The 17,155-nt window shown below is 63.7% G+C and carries 17 protein-coding genes; 8 read left to right on the top strand and 9 right to left on the bottom strand.

The window, feature by feature from the left end; translation table 11 throughout:
• Positions 1-90: 90 nt before the first annotated feature.
• The 7 genes from DSM104440_RS07960 to DSM104440_RS07930 form a co-directional block, all read right to left on the bottom strand.
• Positions 91-1,506: a PQQ-dependent sugar dehydrogenase gene (locus DSM104440_RS07960; RefSeq protein ID WP_246212119.1), complete on the bottom strand. Its 1,416-nt coding sequence runs from the start codon at positions 1,504-1,506 to the stop codon at positions 91-93.
• Complete coding sequence (locus DSM104440_RS07955) at positions 1,506-1,799, bottom strand: type II toxin-antitoxin system RelE/ParE family toxin (protein WP_171161481.1); 294 nt, start codon at positions 1,797-1,799, stop codon at positions 1,506-1,508. The genes DSM104440_RS07960 and DSM104440_RS07955 overlap by 1 nt, the downstream gene beginning before the upstream one ends.
• The gene (locus tag DSM104440_RS07950; RefSeq protein WP_171161480.1) at positions 1,787-1,972 is read right to left on the bottom strand and encodes a hypothetical protein; all 186 of its coding nucleotides are present in this window, start codon (positions 1,970-1,972) and stop codon (positions 1,787-1,789) included. The genes DSM104440_RS07955 and DSM104440_RS07950 overlap by 13 nt, the downstream gene beginning before the upstream one ends.
• Before the next feature lie 63 nt (positions 1,973-2,035).
• Entirely contained in the window at positions 2,036-2,410 is a 375-nt protein-coding gene (locus DSM104440_RS07945; RefSeq protein WP_212758263.1) for a tautomerase family protein, read from the bottom strand.
• A gap of 58 nt (positions 2,411-2,468) precedes the next feature.
• Positions 2,469-4,049 carry an ADP-ribosylglycohydrolase family protein gene (locus tag DSM104440_RS07940; RefSeq protein WP_171161478.1) on the bottom strand — a complete coding sequence of 527 codons (1,581 nt, stop codon included), beginning with the start codon at positions 4,047-4,049 and terminating at the stop codon, positions 2,469-2,471.
• 77 nt (positions 4,050-4,126) lie between these two features.
• Complete coding sequence (locus DSM104440_RS19610; RefSeq protein WP_171161477.1) at positions 4,127-4,768, bottom strand: DarT ssDNA thymidine ADP-ribosyltransferase family protein; 642 nt, start codon at positions 4,766-4,768, stop codon at positions 4,127-4,129.
• On the bottom strand, positions 4,765-6,168 hold the full coding sequence (locus tag DSM104440_RS07930) for a 3'-5' exonuclease (protein ID WP_171161476.1): 1,404 nt from the start codon (positions 6,166-6,168) through the stop codon (positions 4,765-4,767). The genes DSM104440_RS19610 and DSM104440_RS07930 overlap by 4 nt, the downstream gene beginning before the upstream one ends.
• A gap of 124 nt (positions 6,169-6,292) precedes the next feature.
• Between DSM104440_RS07930 and hutU the strand changes: the two genes are divergently transcribed.
• The 5 genes from hutU to DSM104440_RS07905 all read left to right on the top strand — a co-directional run bounded on the left by hutU (position 6,293) and on the right by DSM104440_RS07905 (position 11,940).
• Complete coding sequence (gene hutU, locus DSM104440_RS07925; RefSeq protein WP_171161475.1) at positions 6,293-7,954, top strand: urocanate hydratase; 1,662 nt, start codon at positions 6,293-6,295, stop codon at positions 7,952-7,954.
• 176 nt (positions 7,955-8,130) lie between these two features.
• Complete coding sequence (gene hutG, locus DSM104440_RS07920; RefSeq protein ID WP_171161474.1) at positions 8,131-8,946, top strand: N-formylglutamate deformylase; 816 nt, start codon at positions 8,131-8,133, stop codon at positions 8,944-8,946.
• Positions 8,943-9,752 (top strand): class I SAM-dependent methyltransferase, encoded by an 810-nt coding sequence (locus DSM104440_RS07915; RefSeq protein WP_171161473.1) that lies wholly within the window; start codon positions 8,943-8,945, stop codon positions 9,750-9,752. The genes hutG and DSM104440_RS07915 overlap by 4 nt, the downstream gene beginning before the upstream one ends.
• Before the next feature lie 89 nt (positions 9,753-9,841).
• Positions 9,842-11,161: a hypothetical protein gene (locus DSM104440_RS07910; protein ID WP_171159554.1), complete on the top strand. Its 1,320-nt coding sequence runs from the start codon at positions 9,842-9,844 to the stop codon at positions 11,159-11,161.
• A gap of 152 nt (positions 11,162-11,313) precedes the next feature.
• Positions 11,314-11,940, top strand: a complete 627-nt coding sequence (locus tag DSM104440_RS07905) for a glycine zipper 2TM domain-containing protein (protein WP_171161472.1) — start codon at positions 11,314-11,316, stop codon at positions 11,938-11,940.
• Here the strand turns inward: DSM104440_RS07905 and hutI are convergent.
• Positions 11,928-13,145, bottom strand: coding sequence for an imidazolonepropionase (gene hutI / locus DSM104440_RS07900; RefSeq protein ID WP_171161471.1), 1,218 nt, complete (start codon positions 13,143-13,145; stop codon positions 11,928-11,930). The two genes, DSM104440_RS07905 and hutI, sit on opposite strands and share 13 nt — an antisense overlap.
• Before the next feature lie 20 nt (positions 13,146-13,165).
• Here hutI and DSM104440_RS07895 point away from each other — a divergent pair, with 20 nt between their 5' ends.
• Together DSM104440_RS07895 and DSM104440_RS07890 are read left to right on the top strand one after the other, a co-directional pair.
• A complete protein-coding gene (locus tag DSM104440_RS07895; protein ID WP_171161470.1) occupies positions 13,166-14,545 on the top strand; it encodes a formimidoylglutamate deiminase in 1,380 nt (459 codons plus the stop codon).
• 3 nt (positions 14,546-14,548) lie between these two features.
• Positions 14,549-15,703 carry a GGDEF domain-containing protein gene (locus DSM104440_RS07890; protein WP_171161469.1) on the top strand — a complete coding sequence of 385 codons (1,155 nt, stop codon included), beginning with the start codon at positions 14,549-14,551 and terminating at the stop codon, positions 15,701-15,703.
• Positions 15,704-15,736: 33 nt separating this feature from the next.
• Here the strand turns inward: DSM104440_RS07890 and DSM104440_RS07885 are convergent, their stop codons facing one another.
• The gene (locus tag DSM104440_RS07885) at positions 15,737-16,567 is read right to left on the bottom strand and encodes a hypothetical protein (protein WP_171161468.1); all 831 of its coding nucleotides are present in this window, start codon (positions 16,565-16,567) and stop codon (positions 15,737-15,739) included.
• 145 nt (positions 16,568-16,712) lie between these two features.
• Here DSM104440_RS07885 and DSM104440_RS07880 point away from each other — a divergent pair, with 145 nt between their 5' ends.
• The gene (locus DSM104440_RS07880) at positions 16,713-17,135 is read left to right on the top strand and encodes a rubrerythrin family protein (RefSeq protein WP_171161467.1); all 423 of its coding nucleotides are present in this window, start codon (positions 16,713-16,715) and stop codon (positions 17,133-17,135) included.
• The last annotated feature ends 20 nt before the right edge of the window (positions 17,136-17,155 follow it).

The following is a 17,155-nucleotide window of genomic DNA, read 5'->3' as shown; positions in this document are numbered from 1 at the left end:
CTCGCGGAGACGGCTGCACAGCCAGCGGGCGGGGCTGCCTCAGGAACCTATCAGGTTCACCTGGGCGCGTCGATGAAGTGCTCCACTAAGTCAGCGCGCGACGCCCACTCGCCAGATCACGTTCCCGACATCGTCGGCCACGAGAAGTCCCCCGCGGCGATCCATCGCGACGCCGACAGGGCGACCCATCGCGTTGCCTTCCGCGTTCACGAATCCGCCCAGCACTTCCACGGGCAGGCCGCGGGGCATACCGTCCACGAACGAAACGAAGACCACCTGGTAGCCGGATTTCGGCGTCCGGTTCCACGACCCGTGATTGCCGACGAAGGCGCCGCTGCGAAACGCCTCGGGCCATCGTGGTGAATCGTTGAACGCGAGGCCGAGGGGTGCGACGTGCGAGCCCAGAGCGAAGTCGGGCGCCACCGCTGCCGCAACGAGATCCGGACGCTGCGGCTTCACGCGCGTATCGACGTGCTGCCCGTAGTAGCTGAACGGCCAACCGTAGAAGGCGCCGTCCTTCACCGACGTGAGGTAGTCGGGCACGAGGTCATCGCCGAGCTCGTCGCGCTCGTTCACGACAGTCCAGAGTTTTCCGGATTTCGGTTCCCATCCCAGGCCGTTGGGATTGCGCAGGCCTGAGGCGAAGACGCGATAGGTCTTCTTCGCGGGATCGACCTCGAGAATCGCCGCGCGCTCCTTCTCTTCCTCGATCCCGTTCTCGGCGATGTTGCTGTTCGAACCCACGGTCGCGTACAGGCGCCGGCCATCGGCGCTCGCGATGATGTTCTTCGTCCAATGGTGGTTGATCGGACCCGCGGGGAGTGCGACGACGACTTCGCCCGTGCCGGTCGCGCGCAGGTCACCCGTGCGATACGGAAAGCGAAGGATCGCGTCGGTATTGGCGACGTACAGCGAGTCGCCGACGAGCGCCATGCCGAAGGGGGAGTTCAGTCCCTCGAGGAAGACATGCCGCGTTTCCGCCACGCCATCGCCGTCCACGTCGCGCAGCAGAGTAATTCGGTTGGCGCTCGGCACCCCCGCACCGGCTCGCTTCTTGACCTCCTTCATCGCCCACGCTTTCAGGCTCTTGGGGTCCTTGGGCGGGCCATTGGATTCAGCCACCAGGACGTCACCATTGGGCAAAACGTGAATCCAGCGCGGATGATCGAGGCCGGTTGCGAAGGCGGTGACGGCGAGGCCTGCGGCGGGTTTAGGCGTTGCTCCTGCAGGCCAACCTACGGCCGGCGCGATGGAGACGGTGGGGATGAGGCTCGTCGAGGGCGCGGGCAGCGTGGGCGAAACGCCCACACCTTGCGAGGGCGTAATCGGTGGTGAAGAGGCCGAGCACCCGGCGAGCGCGAAAAGGCCGGCGACGCCGGCGCGAAGGAGCCACTGACAGGTTTGCGCGTTCATCGCGTGATGATCGTCCGCGATGCACCGGGTCACCAGCAGACGGTGGCCCGTGCCCGCGTAGGACGAGGACCACATTTCTACCGCGCGCAGCACTAAAGCGGGTACTTCGCGATATCCAACGCGCCGTGGAAGACGCCGAGAATGTCGACGTTCCCGTCCGCCTTGATCAAGTAGGCGATCCGAAAGTGCTCGTAGAGCACGATCCGGATGTTTCTTTGGGAACGCAGATACCGAGCTCCGATTTCGGGATGGCGCGCAATCGACTGGGCGCGCTCGTAGATCCCCAGGACGGTTCGCGTGGCGGCATCGGGGTTGTCGGCCGCAATGTGCTCAAAGATGTCCTCGAGCCAGCGGAGCGCCTCGGCGGTCCAGGCTATTTCGGCCATGACCGAATGCGTTGCCCCATTTCGTCGTTCGAAATGGTGCGCCTCGCATCCGAATCCGCAAGGCCGCGTTCGATCATGACGTGGAGTGCCAGCTCGCGCACGATCTCGTCGGCCGAACTTTCGTCCGGCAGGCTCTGGATGAGCCGAGTGAGGTCGTCTTTGGGGCTGGGCACGGTCATTTCTCCACAATGCTCATATCCTGCCACACGTTGACACGCGCCAAGCTGCGCAGCCCGTCAAACGTGGATCTGCCGCCCGCCCGCGAACGACCAGTTCTCCCAGGTCGTCTCCTTGAAGACGATCATCACGTTCTCGGGGTTCAGCCCCGGGTCCTTCGCCAGTGCTGCGATCGCATCGGCGAGGATCTTCTTCTTGATCTTCACGCTGCGTCCGGCCGAGAGCAGGATCTCGATGAGCACGAAGTCGTCGTCGCGCTTCGAGGTGAGGTCGGGATACTCGGGGTGGTAGCGGAAGTCGTCGGGCCCGAGCTCGAGCACGCGCTGGAACTTGTCGGTCTCGGGGACGCCCGAGTTGACCAGGCCCGTGTGGATGCCGGCGAAGACTGCGTCCTTGAAGGCCTTCGATTTCCCTTTGCGAATCGTCAGCGTCACGAGTGGCACTGGAACGAGGCCGTGGTGGCCAGACACCTGATTTGACGGGCAGGGCAACCTAACGCTTGTTCTTGATTCGTGCCTTCCGTGCTTTTAACAGAATCGACACATATGCGATCCCAAGCTCGATCTCCCCGTCCCTTTGAGCCAATTCCAAGAGGTGCTGGCCGATCACCGCTGGATCGAATCCAGACTTGATAGCCTCATCAGTGAGCTGATCCAGGGTCTTGCTGCCCGCAGGGGCGACCTCAACAGTTCGCGTCTCGGAAAAGAGGTCCAGCGATCGACGATCATTCTCATAGGCTCGCAACTGCTGCTCGTTGACTCGGATCTCCATTCTTACTTCCTCAGACTGTGGGCGCGACTCTTCTGGTAGGGGGCGAAGCTTGCGGCGGCGCTTGCAAAGGACTCTCTGGCCAAAATCAAGGCGCGCCCATTGCCATACTGATTCATCCTTTGCTGACTTCGATCCAACAGGCTCGCCGGAAAACTCAAGCCTACCAAGCCCGGCAAGGTACGGCTCGCCACTCCAAGTCCCAACGCAATCCAGTGCGTTCTTCGGTGCGATCCAGACTAGCGGATCGGGGTACATGAACGAACTCGTAGTCTTTCCCCCCGCAATGTCCGCCAATCGCACCGCCTCAGTCTCGATGTACTCCCGATCTGCCAGCGTCTCGCCGGGTTCCTCAATAGCAACGGCACCCATGACTGCGCCAACCATCGTAGCGATGCTATCCGTGTCGCTGCCCACGAGGCCGGAGACAGAAACGATCGCCGAATTCGGCCCGTCCATTCTGAACAGCCAGCACGACAACAGCGATAGGAGCGCTGTCTTTGTGCCCGAGCCCCTTGAAGATGGCTCTAGCGCTCCAAGATCCTGCGCTGAACGTGCGTAAGAGGCAGTGGCATCAGACGCATCAAGTGACTTGCGCACGATGCGCAGGTCACGGCGAAGTTCGTCTTGAACAGATCGTATGGCAGCGGGAAGCGAGGCCTTTGTCTCGTGTTCCCAATGGGGAAGCCAGAATGCACTCAACTCGGGATCATGACCGACCGCAGCACCGATCGTGGCCAAATCAGACACGATCTCCTCCCAAATGTCTGGCCCGGGAATCTCGTTCGTCAACAGGGCATGTTGCAACGCGAGTGCGTGAACGACCGCCCCGGCAATGCCCCGGATGTGTCCATGCGAACAAATGGAGTTCCTAACGACGTCTCGGACGAGGCCCAGAGTGTCACTGCTGCTTGCACGAGCCCACACGTGTGGCTGTATGCGCATGGCGGCTCCATTGCCGCCGCTGTTGATGTACTGGCTTCTCGCCCGCGAAAAGAAGTTGTTGAACCACGTCGTGTTGCGACTGGCAAGCGCCTCAGCGGCCGACTTGGACGCCGCCCCCGCTCCGAGAGCGTATGCAAGCCACACGGGCAACTCGACCTTTGCGAACGCCTCAACATCGAAATGACCGTCTGCCCGTATGCAGCGGGAGGTGGCAAGTCGGAGTTGTGTGTCGTCTGAGTAGCACCCGCTAGGCAGATCGACGAACGCACCAAACTTCCCGCCCACCATTCTTTTCCATCCCACAGTACGAACAAGGTGCCCACCTTTGAGTCGGCGGGCCAGACCTCCGTCGTCGGTCATCTCCGAGATGAACCCGAGCGCGTCACCATAGGCTGCCCATAGAGCGGATCGAACAACCCGGGCACGAATATCAGGTCTCATACTTTTCGCGGCTCAAAGAGACTCGGATCAACGACAACCTCAATCGGCGCATGTTGCGTCACAGCACGCATTCCCTCGACCTCGTCAGCATGCTCTTCCGTAGCCACGTAGACGCGTAGGAGCCTTGTGGTCGGCACTTCACCTCGATAGAGGACCTCAGCCTGGCTGCAGGTCGTAAAGCTCGCCGGCAGCCGAAGTGGCCTCGTAACGACCCTCCCGCGCCACTGCACTATCGAAGGAGCAAACATTCCTGATAGCCCCGCTTCTCCGCGAGCCCTACTTACGCCGGAGTACATATTGTTCGTCGTCGTAAAGTATACGTCCTCGTCGTTCATTAGATCGGCTGGGAAAGCCAAGATGCACCACCAAATGTCTTTTCCTTTGTGCCATTTCTCCGCCGCAATAGCGAAGAACGCGTGGTTTATCCAAGACACCGAGAGATTCACGTAGTCAAGCCAAGCTTCGTCCTTGCGAAATGCCGCGTTGGGGCTAAATATGTACTCGAGTTGCTGGTCTCGCCCCAATCGCGCACGCGCGCGAAGAGCACGCGACTGCAAGATTCCGAGAAGGCCCTTGCTCGTAGTGAAATGGAGAAGGTCCCGAATCGCCCTTTCGGCAACTACCTTGCCTACGCTCACACCTTCACCAGCGTATAAGTTGGTTTGTCGAAGTAGTCTATGAGGGCCGACCTATCGTCGGCCTTGAATCCGACTATCACCGATTTTCTCGCCCGACTAACGGCCATCGCAACAAGCTTTCTCGCAGTGATCTGTCGATCATCTGCTGGATCGAACTCGCCCTCGGGAAAGGACCCCGCGTTCACGCCCAGAATGAACACATGATCGAACTCAAGCCCCTTCGCCGAATGCATGGTTGATAGTGCGATGTTTTCGGGTCCCTTAGGCCACTCCGCTTCGCGCGTTAGCTCCACAAATGGCAATCCCTTGTTGCTCAAGGCCGCGCGTAGGTAGTCAAACCATCCCCCACCTTTCGGATGGAGGAATGCGACAGAATCCTCCTTCAAGTCAATCTTGGACTTCGCCAAGAGCCCCAGCGCATAGCCCACTTGGGCCGAGTACTTTCCTTCCAGAAGGATAGGTTTGGGTCCGACCGCTTCGCACCGCTCGAGGTCCGGAATTGTGTAGTCGTCATCGGCCTCTACTCCGGCGAGCATTGACGCGGCGAACGCAGCGATTTGCTTGGTATTTCGGTAGTTCCTCTCGAGTCGGTGGCTATTCTCTGGTCGCAGAACAATCCCCACCTCCTGCCATTTGAAGCCACGCGGATAGATTCTCTGGGCCGTATCTAGAATGAACGTGACCGAGTGAACGTCGGCGAGCTGGTTCATTACTGCTCGCACCTGGTTCGCAGAGAAGTCTTGTGTCTCATCGACCACAACGATGTCGTATTCGAAGAGTTTTTCCTTCGCCAAAGCGAGGGCCAAGTCGTTCCAGTCGTTGACGTTATTCTTTCTCTTCCATTTGTCGTAGGGCACAACGACTTCGGAAAGAAGCCTCTCGCGCAGGGCTTTGTCGACCCTTGGTGTGTTTCCTCTCCCCTCGCGCGGCGTTGTCGTGTACGACTCCAACTTTTCGGACAGGAATCTACCCGTCAAGTAGTCCGTCTCTTCAATCAAGAAATCCCCAAGACCGAGCTCACTACCGAGCGTCTGGAGCGAGCGCTTTCGCGCACCATCTGCAACCATAGCTGGCTTGTCCAACGCGTCACGCGCCCAATGCGCGAACGTATCGATGGTGATTTCAATTTTCTCCGACTCGGCCGCCTGAGCCCTGACAAGCGACTCCAAGTACCCCTTGAGCGTCCTGTTGAATGTGAGAACAAGGACTCGGACGGGCGGCTTCTTTGCCATCCGGTCCTTTCGCCTGAGGAAGACCGCGAGATTGGCTTGAAGCTTGAGAATCGCGGTGGTTGTCTTTCCGCTGCCGGCCGCGCCGCGGATAACCTCCACCCCCGGCCGAACGCGCGCGAAGATTTTCAGCTGCTCAGGGGTTGGCTTGATACTTAACAGAGCTTTCATCGGAGCATTCCTTCCGCTCTTCTAGTGGATGGCGATTGCGCGCTGGCGCCTTGCCAAGGTTGAGCAGACTAACAAATGTTAGCGCGACGTGTAGGACAAATGATCTGTGGGAGATAATCCCCCCATGACCCACCGCCGCATCGGAGACACCTCCCGCATCATCCGCGCCCCTCGGGGTAGTGCCCTCGCCTGCCGTTCATGGCTCACCGAGGCGCCCTTCCGGATGATCCAGAACAATCTCGACCCAGACGTCGCCGAAAATCCGGCAGAGCTGGTCGTCTACGGGGGCATCGGCAGGGCCGCAAGGGACTGGCCCGCCTTCGACGCCATCCTCGCCGCCCTCAAGGATCTCGCCGACGACGAGTCGCTCCTCGTCCAGTCCGGCAAGCCCGTCGCGGTCTTCAAGACGCACGCGGACGCACCGAGAGTCCTCATAGCGAATTCGAACCTGGTGCCGAAGTGGGCCACGTGGGACCACTTCAACGAGCTCGATCGCAAGGGCCTGATGATGTACGGGCAGATGACCGCGGGCTCGTGGATCTACATCGGCTCGCAGGGCATCGTGCAGGGGACGTACGAGACGTTCGCCGAGGCGATGCGACAACACTACAGCGGACAGGCCTCTGGCCGCTGGATCCTCACCGCAGGCCTCGGCGGCATGGGCGGCGCGCAACCGCTCGCGGCGACGATGGCCGGCGCCTCGATGCTCGCCGTCGAATGCCGCCAGTCGCGCATCGACATGCGGCTTCGCACCGGCTACCTCGACAAGCAAGCGAAGAGCCTCGACGAAGCGCTCGCGATGATGGCGGGCGCGAAGACCGCGATCTCCGTGGGCCTGCTCGGCAACGCGGCCGACATCTTCCCCGAGATCGTGAAGCGCGGCGTGCGCCCCGACCTCGTCACGGATCAAACCTCCGCGCACGACCTCGTGAACGGCTATCTCCCCGCGGGCTGGAGTGTCGAGCGCTGGGAGGCGGAGCAGAAGACCCATCCCAAGGCCGTCGAAGCCGCCGCAAAGACCTCGATCGTCGCGCACGTGAAGGCGATGCTCGATTTCCACCGCGCCGGCATCCCCACCGTCGACTACGGCAACAACATCCGCCAGGTCGCGAAGGATGAAGGAGTCGCCGACGCGTTCGCCTTCCCCGGCTTCGTGCCCGCGTACATCCGCCCGCTCTTCTGCGAAGGCAAGGGCCCGTTCCGCTGGGTCGCGCTCTCCGGCGACCCCGAGGACATCTACCGCACCGACGAGAAAGTTAAACAACTCTTCCCCGACGACGCGCATCTGCACCGCTGGATGGACATGGCGAGGGAGCGCATCAAGTTCCAGGGGCTGCCCGCGCGCATCTGCTGGCTGGGGCTCGGGCAGCGACATGTGGCAGGGCTCGCGTTCAACGAGATGGTCGCGAGCGGTGAGTTGAAGGCGCCGATCGTCATTGGCCGCGATCACCTCGACACGGGTTCGGTCGCGAGTCCCAACCGCGAGACGGAATCCATGAAGGACGGTTCCGATGCGGTGTCCGACTGGCCGTTGTTGAACGCCCTGCTCTCGACTGCGGGCGGCGCGACGTGGGTGTCGATCCACCACGGCGGCGGTGTCGGCATGGGCTACTCGCAGCACGCGGGGGTGGTGATCGTGTGCGATGGAACACCTGCGGCGGCGAAACGTATCGAGCGCGTGCTGTGGAACGATCCGGCGATCGGCGTCGTGCGTCATGCGGATGCGGGATACGAGCTCGCGCAGGAAGTGGCGCGCAAGCACGGGTTGCGGCGCCCGGCCGAGTAGGCGGTGCCGATTTCCGCTGTTTGCATTCGCCTGATCCCCTGGATTACTCAAGTACTACGTGGGATCCCTAAAGTGATCCCCTGTATCAATTAGGTGAGCCAGAGGATCAGGCGAATGCAAACTGCGATTTTCGAACCTCAACGCCGTCGGATGCGCTAATGAAGAATGACAGCGGAATGAAGAGCGCCGTCCCGCCCTACCTGTTTCGCCGTGGAGGCGGCGCGCTCATCGTCTCGCTGCCGCATGTCTCGACCTACGTGCCGCCGACGATCGCGAACCGTCACACCGAGGCCGCCGCGCAACGCCCCGACACCGACTGGCACCTCCCGCGCCTCTACGATTTCCTCGCCGAGCTCGACGCGACGGTCATCACCGCCACGCATTCGCGCTACGTGGTGGACCTCAACCGTCCGCCCGATGATGTGAGCCTGTATCCGGGACGTGTGACAACGGGTCTGTGTCCGCTCGAGACCTTCCACGGTGCACCGGTGTATCTCGAGAACTGCGCACCGGATTCCGCAGAGATCGCTCAAAGGGTGGAACGCTACTGGAAGCCCTATCACCAGCGCCTCGCAGCGGAGCTCGCTCGCATTCGCGCCCAACACGGCGTCGCGATGCTCTGGGACGCGCATTCAATAGTGTCGGAGGCGCCGCGCCTCTTCGAGGGCCGCCTTCCCGACTTCAACCTCGGCACGGCGGACGGCAAGTCTTGCGACGCATCACTGGCGACAGACCTCGAAGCCATCCTCCACAAGCACCACGGCTTCACCTCGGTGCACAACGGCCGCTTCAAGGGCGGCTACATCACGCGCCACTACGGCCAGCCGGCGAATGGAATCCATGCCGTCCAGATGGAAATGGCCTGCTCAACGTACATGCAGGAAACGCTTCCGTATTCGTTCGATAATGTGGGCGCCAGCCGGGTGCGCCACGTGCTGCGAGAATTGTTCGACCGCCTCATCGAATTCACCAAGAAAGACAAGACGCAATGAAAAGCCTTGGCCTCACGCTGCTCCTCGCCCTCCCCGTCGCCGCGCAGGGCACCGACGAAGTGCCCTTCATCACCACGCCCGACCACGTCACGATGACGATGCTTCGCATGGCGAAGGTGACCGAGAAGGACTACGTGCTCGACCTCGGCTCCGGCGATGGGCGCATCGTGATCACCGCGGCCAAGCGCTTCGGCGCGCGCGGGCTGGGCGTGGAGATCGTTCCCGACCTCGTCAAGCAGAGCATCGAGAACGCGCGCAAGGCCAAGGTTTCGAAGCGCGCGGAGTTTCGCGAGCAGGACCTCTTCAAGACGGACCTCACGACCGCGACCGTCATCACGATGTACCTGCTCCCGGAAGTGAACCTGCAGCTGCGGCCCGCGATCCTGGCGCTGAAGCCCGGTACGCGCATCGTCTCCCACGACTGGGACATGGGCGACTGGAAGCCGGATCGCACGGTCATCGTCGACGTGCCCGACAAGAAGGTCGGCAAGGAGAAGTCGAGCAAGGTGCACCTGTGGACCGTGCCCGCGAAGATGGACGGGCATTGGTGCGGTTCGGGCCAGTCGAAGGGCGTCACGCTCGACGTCGCGCAGAGCTACCAGGTGGCGCGCGCGACGTTCACGCGCAACGGCAAGCCCATCGCGGTGATCGGCGGCACGATCGACGGCGCGGAACTGAAGGCCATGACCATCGAGGGCCGCAAGGACGCCGTGTGGCTGCGTGCCAACGGCGACAAGCTCACGATCACGCGCGCCCAGGGCGAGCTCGCACTGGCGCACGGCGGCGTCTTCACCGCCTGCAAGTAGAAAAAGGGGACAGTCCCCTTTATTCGATTCGACCTTAGTCCCATGGTGTAGCCGGGAGCTTCCTGTCAGCGTGTGGGCAGGGAGGCTCCATGAGAACGACAATCGCCGTTGTGCTGTGCGCACTCTCGCCTGCGCTGGCACTCGCGCAGGATCCTGCGCCGCAGAAAGCCGTGCCGCCGACGAAGGCGCCCGTGCCATCGAAGCCAACGCCGGTGCAACAGCCGCCGCAGGCGAAACCGCAGCCGCCGCCGCCACCGGAATCGAACCAGCCGAAACAGCCGGTCGTGGTCACCATCGCGGCCCCGCTGCCCTCAGGACGTGTCCTTTCCTCTCCTCCCGGCATCGACTGCGGCACGATGTCGAAGGCCAGGGTCTGCAGTTACACCTTCATGTCGGGCGAGCCGATCCAGCTCCTGGCGGAGGCGCCCAGGGACGCACCGGGCGCAACAGTGACCTGGACCCCCGCTTGTTCCGAACCGCCTTCGACGGTCTGCGTGTTGAGGCTCGCCAAGTCCACCACCCTAGTCGTGACGATCACCCCGAAGGCTCCACCGTCCCCGCCTCCGCCCCTTCCGCCCCCGCCTCCTCCCCCGCCGCCACCGCCCCTGCCGCCGGCGAAGAACGTCCTCAAGATGGGCGAGATGCTTCGCACGAAGGCGACGCTGCAGTCGCCCGGCAGGACGCACTACGCGATCCAGCAGCCCGACGGCAACCTGTGCGTCTATGCCGGAACGCCGGACAAGCCGGGCAAGCACCTCTGGTGCCTGAATACCGCGGGTGCCTCGGGGGAGTACGTCACCGCGATGCAAGGCGATGGCAATCTCTGCGTCTATCGCGGCACGCCCGAGGCGATCCAGCCCGGTCCCCTGTGGTGCTCGAAGACTTCCGGGCAGACTTTCCTGACGCTGCAGGATGACGGCAACCTCTGCGTCTACCGGGGCACGAGTCCTGCGGACAACCGCGGCGGCCTGTGGTGCCACAACACGAACGTGATGCCTCCAGTGAAGCCGATCACGCATGTGATTCCGCAGTACTTCCGCGACACAGACCAGCAGGCGGTGGCACTCGGCAACGCGACGCCCTATGGCATGTGGGTCACCGTGTACAAGCCGCTCGATCTCGTCGTGACGACCTCGGTCTTTCCCACGATCGTGACTGCGAGGTGCGTGAAATCCGGTACCGAATCGCACTTCACGACCGACATGCCCCTCAGGAGCAAGTACCAAATTCGAGCGGAGATGACGAGCACGGCCGATTGCTCCGCGTTGCCGGGCAACCGCCACGTGATCTGCGATACGCGGATGACGGTGGAGCGCTATGACCCGCACCGCCACTACTTCAGCGCGGTGCTGCGTACGAGCGGACCCGGTAGCTGCGCCTGGGACGGCGCGGTGAGGAGCCGCCCCTAGATAAAGGGGACTGTCCCCATTTCCAAAAGGGGACAGTCCCCTTTAATTTCTTGTTACAAATCGCCGGGCGGTGTCGTTTCTTCCGTCAACGCGCCCGCCGATGCCTCCGTTGTTGGGCTGTGGGACATTTGTCCCCAACGGAGGTATCGAAGATGAACAAGATCGTGACATTGGCGGTGGTTTCGGCCCTGGGGTTGGGAAGCGCGACGGCGATGGCGAAGCCGAGAGGCGAGTACGTGACCGTCGTTTCCAGCACCCCGATCTACGAAACGGTTTCGGTCCCGCAGCAACAGTGCTGGATGGAGCCCGTCACTACCTATGAATCGCGTCCTGTTCCTGCCGGCTACGTCTCGCGTCCGGCCATCGGCCCGGGCACGGTGATCGGTGCGGTGCTCGGCGGCGTCATCGGCCATCAGGTCGGCGGCAGCAATCGCGCCCAGAATGCGGCCACCGTCGCGGGTGCCGTCATCGGCGGCGCGGTGGGCAACCACGTGGATCGCACCAACGGTGTCGGCTACGTAGCGCAGCCCGCCTACTACAACCAACAAGTGGCAGTGACGCACAGCGTGCAGCGCTGCACGACGACGGCGGCGGTGAGCCAGCGCATCGTGGGCTACGACGTTCGCTACGTGCACCATGGCCGCCCGTTCGTCGCACGCATGCCGCATGCCCCGGCACACGGCCACATGCTGCGCGTCGGCGTCGATGTGTTCCCTGGTGCTGGTCCGGTCCCCGCCCGCTACGGCTACGGGCCGGTCACGCCGGTCTACGTGCGGTAAGTCCCCGCGAAGTAGGCAGCGCGTGGACGTACACCTCCCGTGTACGCGAGCTCGGCAGGCTCCTCGGCATTCCAGACCACGAAATCCGCGGACTTGCCGGGCTCGAGGGAGCCCGCTTCCTCTTCAAGCCCGAGCGCGCGCGCGGCATGCGCGGTCGCCCCGGCGAGGGCTTCCTCGGGCGTGAGGCGAAAGAGCACGCACGCGAGGTTCATCATCAGCGGCAGCGAGGTGTACGGCGACGTGCCGGGGTTGCAGTCGGTGGCGATGGCCATCGGCACGTTGTGACGGCGCAGCAGCTCGATCGGCGGCAGCTTCGTTTCGCGCAGGAAGAGATAGGCGCCCGGCAGCAGCATCGCCACCGTCCCCGACTTCGCCATCGCGAGAACCCCCTCCTCGTTCGTGTGCTCCAAGTGATCAGCCGAAAGCGCGCGGTTGCGGGCGGCGAGTGCGGCGCCACCCAAGTCGGAAAGCTGGTCGGCATGCAGCTTCACTCGCAGGCCCATCTCGTGCGCGGCACTGAAGACGCGCTGCGTCTGCTCCGGCGTGAAGCCGATTCCCTCGCAGAAGCAATCGACCGCATCGGCGGCACCATCGAGCGCGATCGCGGGGATCATCTCCTTGCACAGGAGTTCGATGTAGTCGTCCGCGCGGCCGGCGAATTCGGGCGGTAGCGCGTGGGCGCCGAGGAACGTCGTGCGGATGCGAACCGGGATGTCCTTCGCGAGGAGCTTCGCCACGCGCAGGATCCGCATCTCGGTGTGCATGTCCAGGCCATAGCCTGACTTGATCTCCACCGTCGTCACGCCGCCGGCCATCAACCGGCGAAGGCGGGCGAGCGACTGGTCGCGCAGCTCCATATCGCTCGCCGCGCGCGTGGCCTTCACCGTGGCGGCAATCCCCCCGCCGGCCTTCGCGATGTCCTCGTAGCTCGCCCCTTCCAGCCGCTTCTCGAATTCCGCAGCGCGGTTCCCGCCGTAGACCAGGTGGGTGTGCGCGTCGATGAGGCCGGGCGTCACGAGCGCGCCCTCGGCATCGAGCATCTTCGGATCGGCGCGCGCCGGGAGCTTCTGGCGATCGAGCTCGGCCATCGGGCCGACCCAGGCGATGCGCCCTTCGCTCGTCGCAAGCGCCCCGTCCTCGATCATCGAGTACTTCCCGCCCCGCATCGTCGCGATGCGCGCGTGGATCACCAGGGTTTCGCTCATGGGGCCGTATCATACCGGCCATGACGACGTCCCTCTTCGCTTCCGACGCCCTCTTGCCCGACGGCTGGGCGCGGAATGTGCGCATCGACTGGGACGCGGCCGGCACCATCACCAAGATCACCCCAGGCGCCAAGGACAAAGGTGTCCCCAAAGCGGCCGGCCCCGTGCTCCCGGGCATGCCCAATCTCCACTCGCACGCGTTCCAGCGCGCGATGGCCGGGCTCGCCGAACGGCACGGCCCGAGCAGCACCGACGACTTCTGGACCTGGCGTGTCGCGATGTACCACCTGGTGCAGACGCTCGAGCCCGACGACATCGAGGCGATCGCGGCCCAGCTCTACATCGAGATGTTGAAGCACGGCTACACGTCGGTCGCGGAGTTTCATTACCTTCATCACGATCGCAACGGCACGCCGTATTCGGACCGTGCGGAGCTTGCGCATCGCGTGATCACCGCGGGGAAGAACACCGGGATCGCGATGACGCTGCTCCCCGTGATCTACACGCACGGCGGGCTCGGCCACCAGCCGCTCAATGCGGCGCAGAAGCGATTCGCCGGTGACTCCGAGTCGATTCCGCGGTTGCTCGAGGGCTTGATCGATTTCTACGCGGGCGAGCCGCATCTACGCTTCGGCATGGCGCCGCATTCGGTCCGCGCGGTGGACGCCAACACGCTGACCGAATCGATCGCGGCGTTGGAACTGATCGATGCGACCGCGCCGATCCACATGCACGCGAGCGAGCAGCGCGGCGAGGTGCAGCAGTGCCTCGAGACCCATGGCGTCACGCCAATCGACTGGGTTTGCGACATCGCTCCGGTGAGCGATCGCTGGACGTTCATCCATGCAACCCACGCCACGGATCGCGAAGTCGAGCGGATGGTCCAGTCCGAAGTCGTTGCGGGCCTTTGCCCTACGACGGAAGCGAATCTCGGCGACGGGATCTTCCCGCTGCATGCGTATGCGCGCGGCGGCGGGCGACGCGGCATCGGCGGGGACAGCCACGTGAGTGTCAGCCCCTTCGAGGAGCTGCGCGCGCTCGAGTACAGCCAGCGGCTTGCCCGGCACGAGCGCAACGTCACGGCGACCGATCTGCAACCCGAAGTCGCCACCAACCTCTGGGCCACGGCGTGCATCGGCGGCGCGCAAGCGCTGGGCCAATCCATCGGCGAGCTCGCGGTGGGGCAGCGCGCGGATCTCGTCGTGCTCGACGGCGCCGATCTCGACTTCGAAGGGCTCGACGCGGGCACGCAGCTCGCGGTCGCGATGTTCTCCGGCTGGAAGAACCGTATTACCGATGTCTTCGTCGCCGGACGCCATGTCATTGACGCGGGCCGGCACTACAGCGAAGAATCGACGGCAACTGCATTCCGACAGGTGCTTTCACGCCTGCGCAAATAGAAAATGAGCCGCGCACAAACTCTCGTTCTCGCTCTTCTCGTCCTCAACATCCTCCTGGGTTCCGTCTGCATCGCCGTGGCCCGCGGCGACCGTCACTCACCCGCCCTGCGCTACTGGGGCTGGGGAATGCTCGTCTACGCGCTCGGGCTCGCGATCACGCAGATGGGCTTCCTGCCGCGCTCGTTCGCGCTGGCCGTCGGCAATTCGCTGATCGCCTGGGCGCCCGTGCTGTCGATCCGCGCCGTCGTGACCCACACGCCCCACGTGCTCCCGAAGCGCCTGGTGTACGCGGTGCTGGCCGTCACCATCGCGGTCCTCGTGTGGAACAACTTCTTCGCCGCGCCGTCACTGGCACTCGTGAACCTGCTCGCGCCTTCGTTCATCGCGATCGGGCTCTTCGTGCTGGGCACCGTGTGGCTGCTGCGCTCCCCGCCCGCCGAGGCGTATGCCGCGGCCCGGTTCCTCGCGCTGGTCATGGCGGTCACCATCGTGCTCTGGATCGCGCGCAACGCGTTCGTGATCAACGCGATCGGGGGCACCAACGACCGCGACCGCGTGGACTTCATCATCTCGCTCTTCGCGATCGGCCAGATCGTCGTGGCGGTCGCCTGCACGATGAGCCTCTTCTGGATCGAGGTGCGCAAGATGGAAGCGGCACTTCGCAAGGTCGCGTTCAGCGACGCCCTCACGGAGCTACCCAACCGCCGCGCGATGATGGAGCGCTTCACCGAGGAAGCCGCCCGCGCCACGCGCCACGGCAGCGGCTTCGCGCTCCTGGTCCTCGACATCGATCACTTCAAGCGCGTGAACGACCAGCACGGCCACCTCGCCGGCGACGCGGTCCTGCGGAACGTCGCGCAGCTCCTCGCGTCGAACAAGAGGGCCGAGGATGGCCTCGCACGCATTGGAGGAGAAGAATTCGTGCTCCTGCTCACCGATCCTTCCGGCGACGCGGCGGCCACCGCCGATCGCCTGCGCGATTGCATCGCGCAATCGGAGCTCGTCGCCGCGGGCTCGCGGTTGCGCGCGACGGTGAGCGGCGGCATTGCGCGCTACCCTGAGGACGGCACCGACTGGGATCGCCTCTTCGGTGTCGCGGACCGGCGCCTCTACGAGTCCAAGAAGGCGGGCCGCGACCGTGTAACTTCTTCGGGCTAGTCGCTGCGCCGAGAGGTCTTGCGCAGCGGCAACCTAGTGGGCTCGGCGAAGCGCCGACTCGATAGCGCCGCGAGTCGCTTCCAGGTGTGACCTGCCGGTCACCACCAACACACGCTCTCGGTTGCCGACCGCTTCGACGATCGTCCTGACCATGTACTCCTCGCGGAACTGCGTCGAAGTTCTCGCGACGTCGTTCAAGACCGAGAGTTTTTCCCAAGGGCTGGTCCATTCCACCGTTGCCTCCCTCCAGTCGCCCGGCCCGGGGGCCATTGCCAGGAGCAGCGGAGCTAGCTCGGTGCTCGTCCTGGGTGGCCCCCCTACGGCGGCCATCCGGGGGACCGAAAGATATCGGTCGACACGCTCCTCGATCGATGCGGTGTCCTGATTTCTCCTGAAACCCGGAACGGCACGTACTGCGTAGAACACCTTGGCGACCTGCGGCGAGTGCTTGGAGACCACGTGCGCGATCTCGTCGGCCCACTCAGGGTCGACCGAATTTGCGGGCAACTTCGCCTGACTGGCGATCCAGCGTGCAAAGCCCATCTCCCCAAAGCTTCTGACTACATCATCTCGGGCGGTCAGTCCGGAAACCGGGGGATTGCCGCCCTCGTTGAGCACCAATGTTGGCCGGAACTCGCGCGCGAGCCTTGCGATCTCCTCGATCTGCGGGTCGGTCGGGTCTGCAGTGTGACGCGTCCCAATGTAGAGCAGCGCGCCACCAGATCCTTGCTCGATGTGAAGAGTGGGAAGCTGAGTCTGACAGCACGGCGGTGCCGCCTGGTGAACGGGGCTCGTGTCAGCGCACGAGGCGAGAACGAGCGCACCAACTGCCAGCGCGCATCCGTGCAGGAAGCTTCGAGACATGTCCCAATACTATCGCGGCGCCACCGTGTAACCTCATTCCGGCTGATCGGCCATAGGCGATGCCAATCGCGCGTATCGGAACTATCAATTGGACGGCCCCCTCGATGTGGGCATAGGCTCACAGCACAACCACGAGGAGGCACCGATGAAAGCTCTCAAAGGCACCAAGACTCACGACAACCTCAAGGCCGCGTTCGCAGGGGAATCGCAAGCGAATCGCCGCTACCTTTATTTCGCAAACAAGGCCGACGTCGAAGGACAGAACGACGTTGCCGCGCTGTTCCGCTCGACCGCGGAAGGCGAAACGGGCCACGCCCACGGTCACCTGGACTACCTCGCGATCGTCGGTGACCCGGCGACGGAGCTCCCGATCGGCTCCTCGCGCCAGAACCTGAAGGCCGCCGTCGCCGGCGAGACGCACGAGTACACGGACATGTACCCGGGCATGGCGAAGTCGGCCCGCGGTGAAGGTTTCGACGAGATCGCCGACTGGTTCGAGACGCTGGCCAAGGCCGAGCGTTCGCACGCGAACCGGTTCCAGAAGGCCCTCGACGCGCTGACGGACTAAGGCTCCCTGTCATCCTGACG

This window comes from Usitatibacter palustris (assembly GCF_013003985.1).
GTDB lineage: Bacteria > Pseudomonadota > Gammaproteobacteria > Burkholderiales > Usitatibacteraceae > Usitatibacter > Usitatibacter palustris.
The sequence above is the reverse complement of the archived record's forward strand: the minus strand, read 5'-3'. Positions and strand labels throughout refer to the sequence as shown.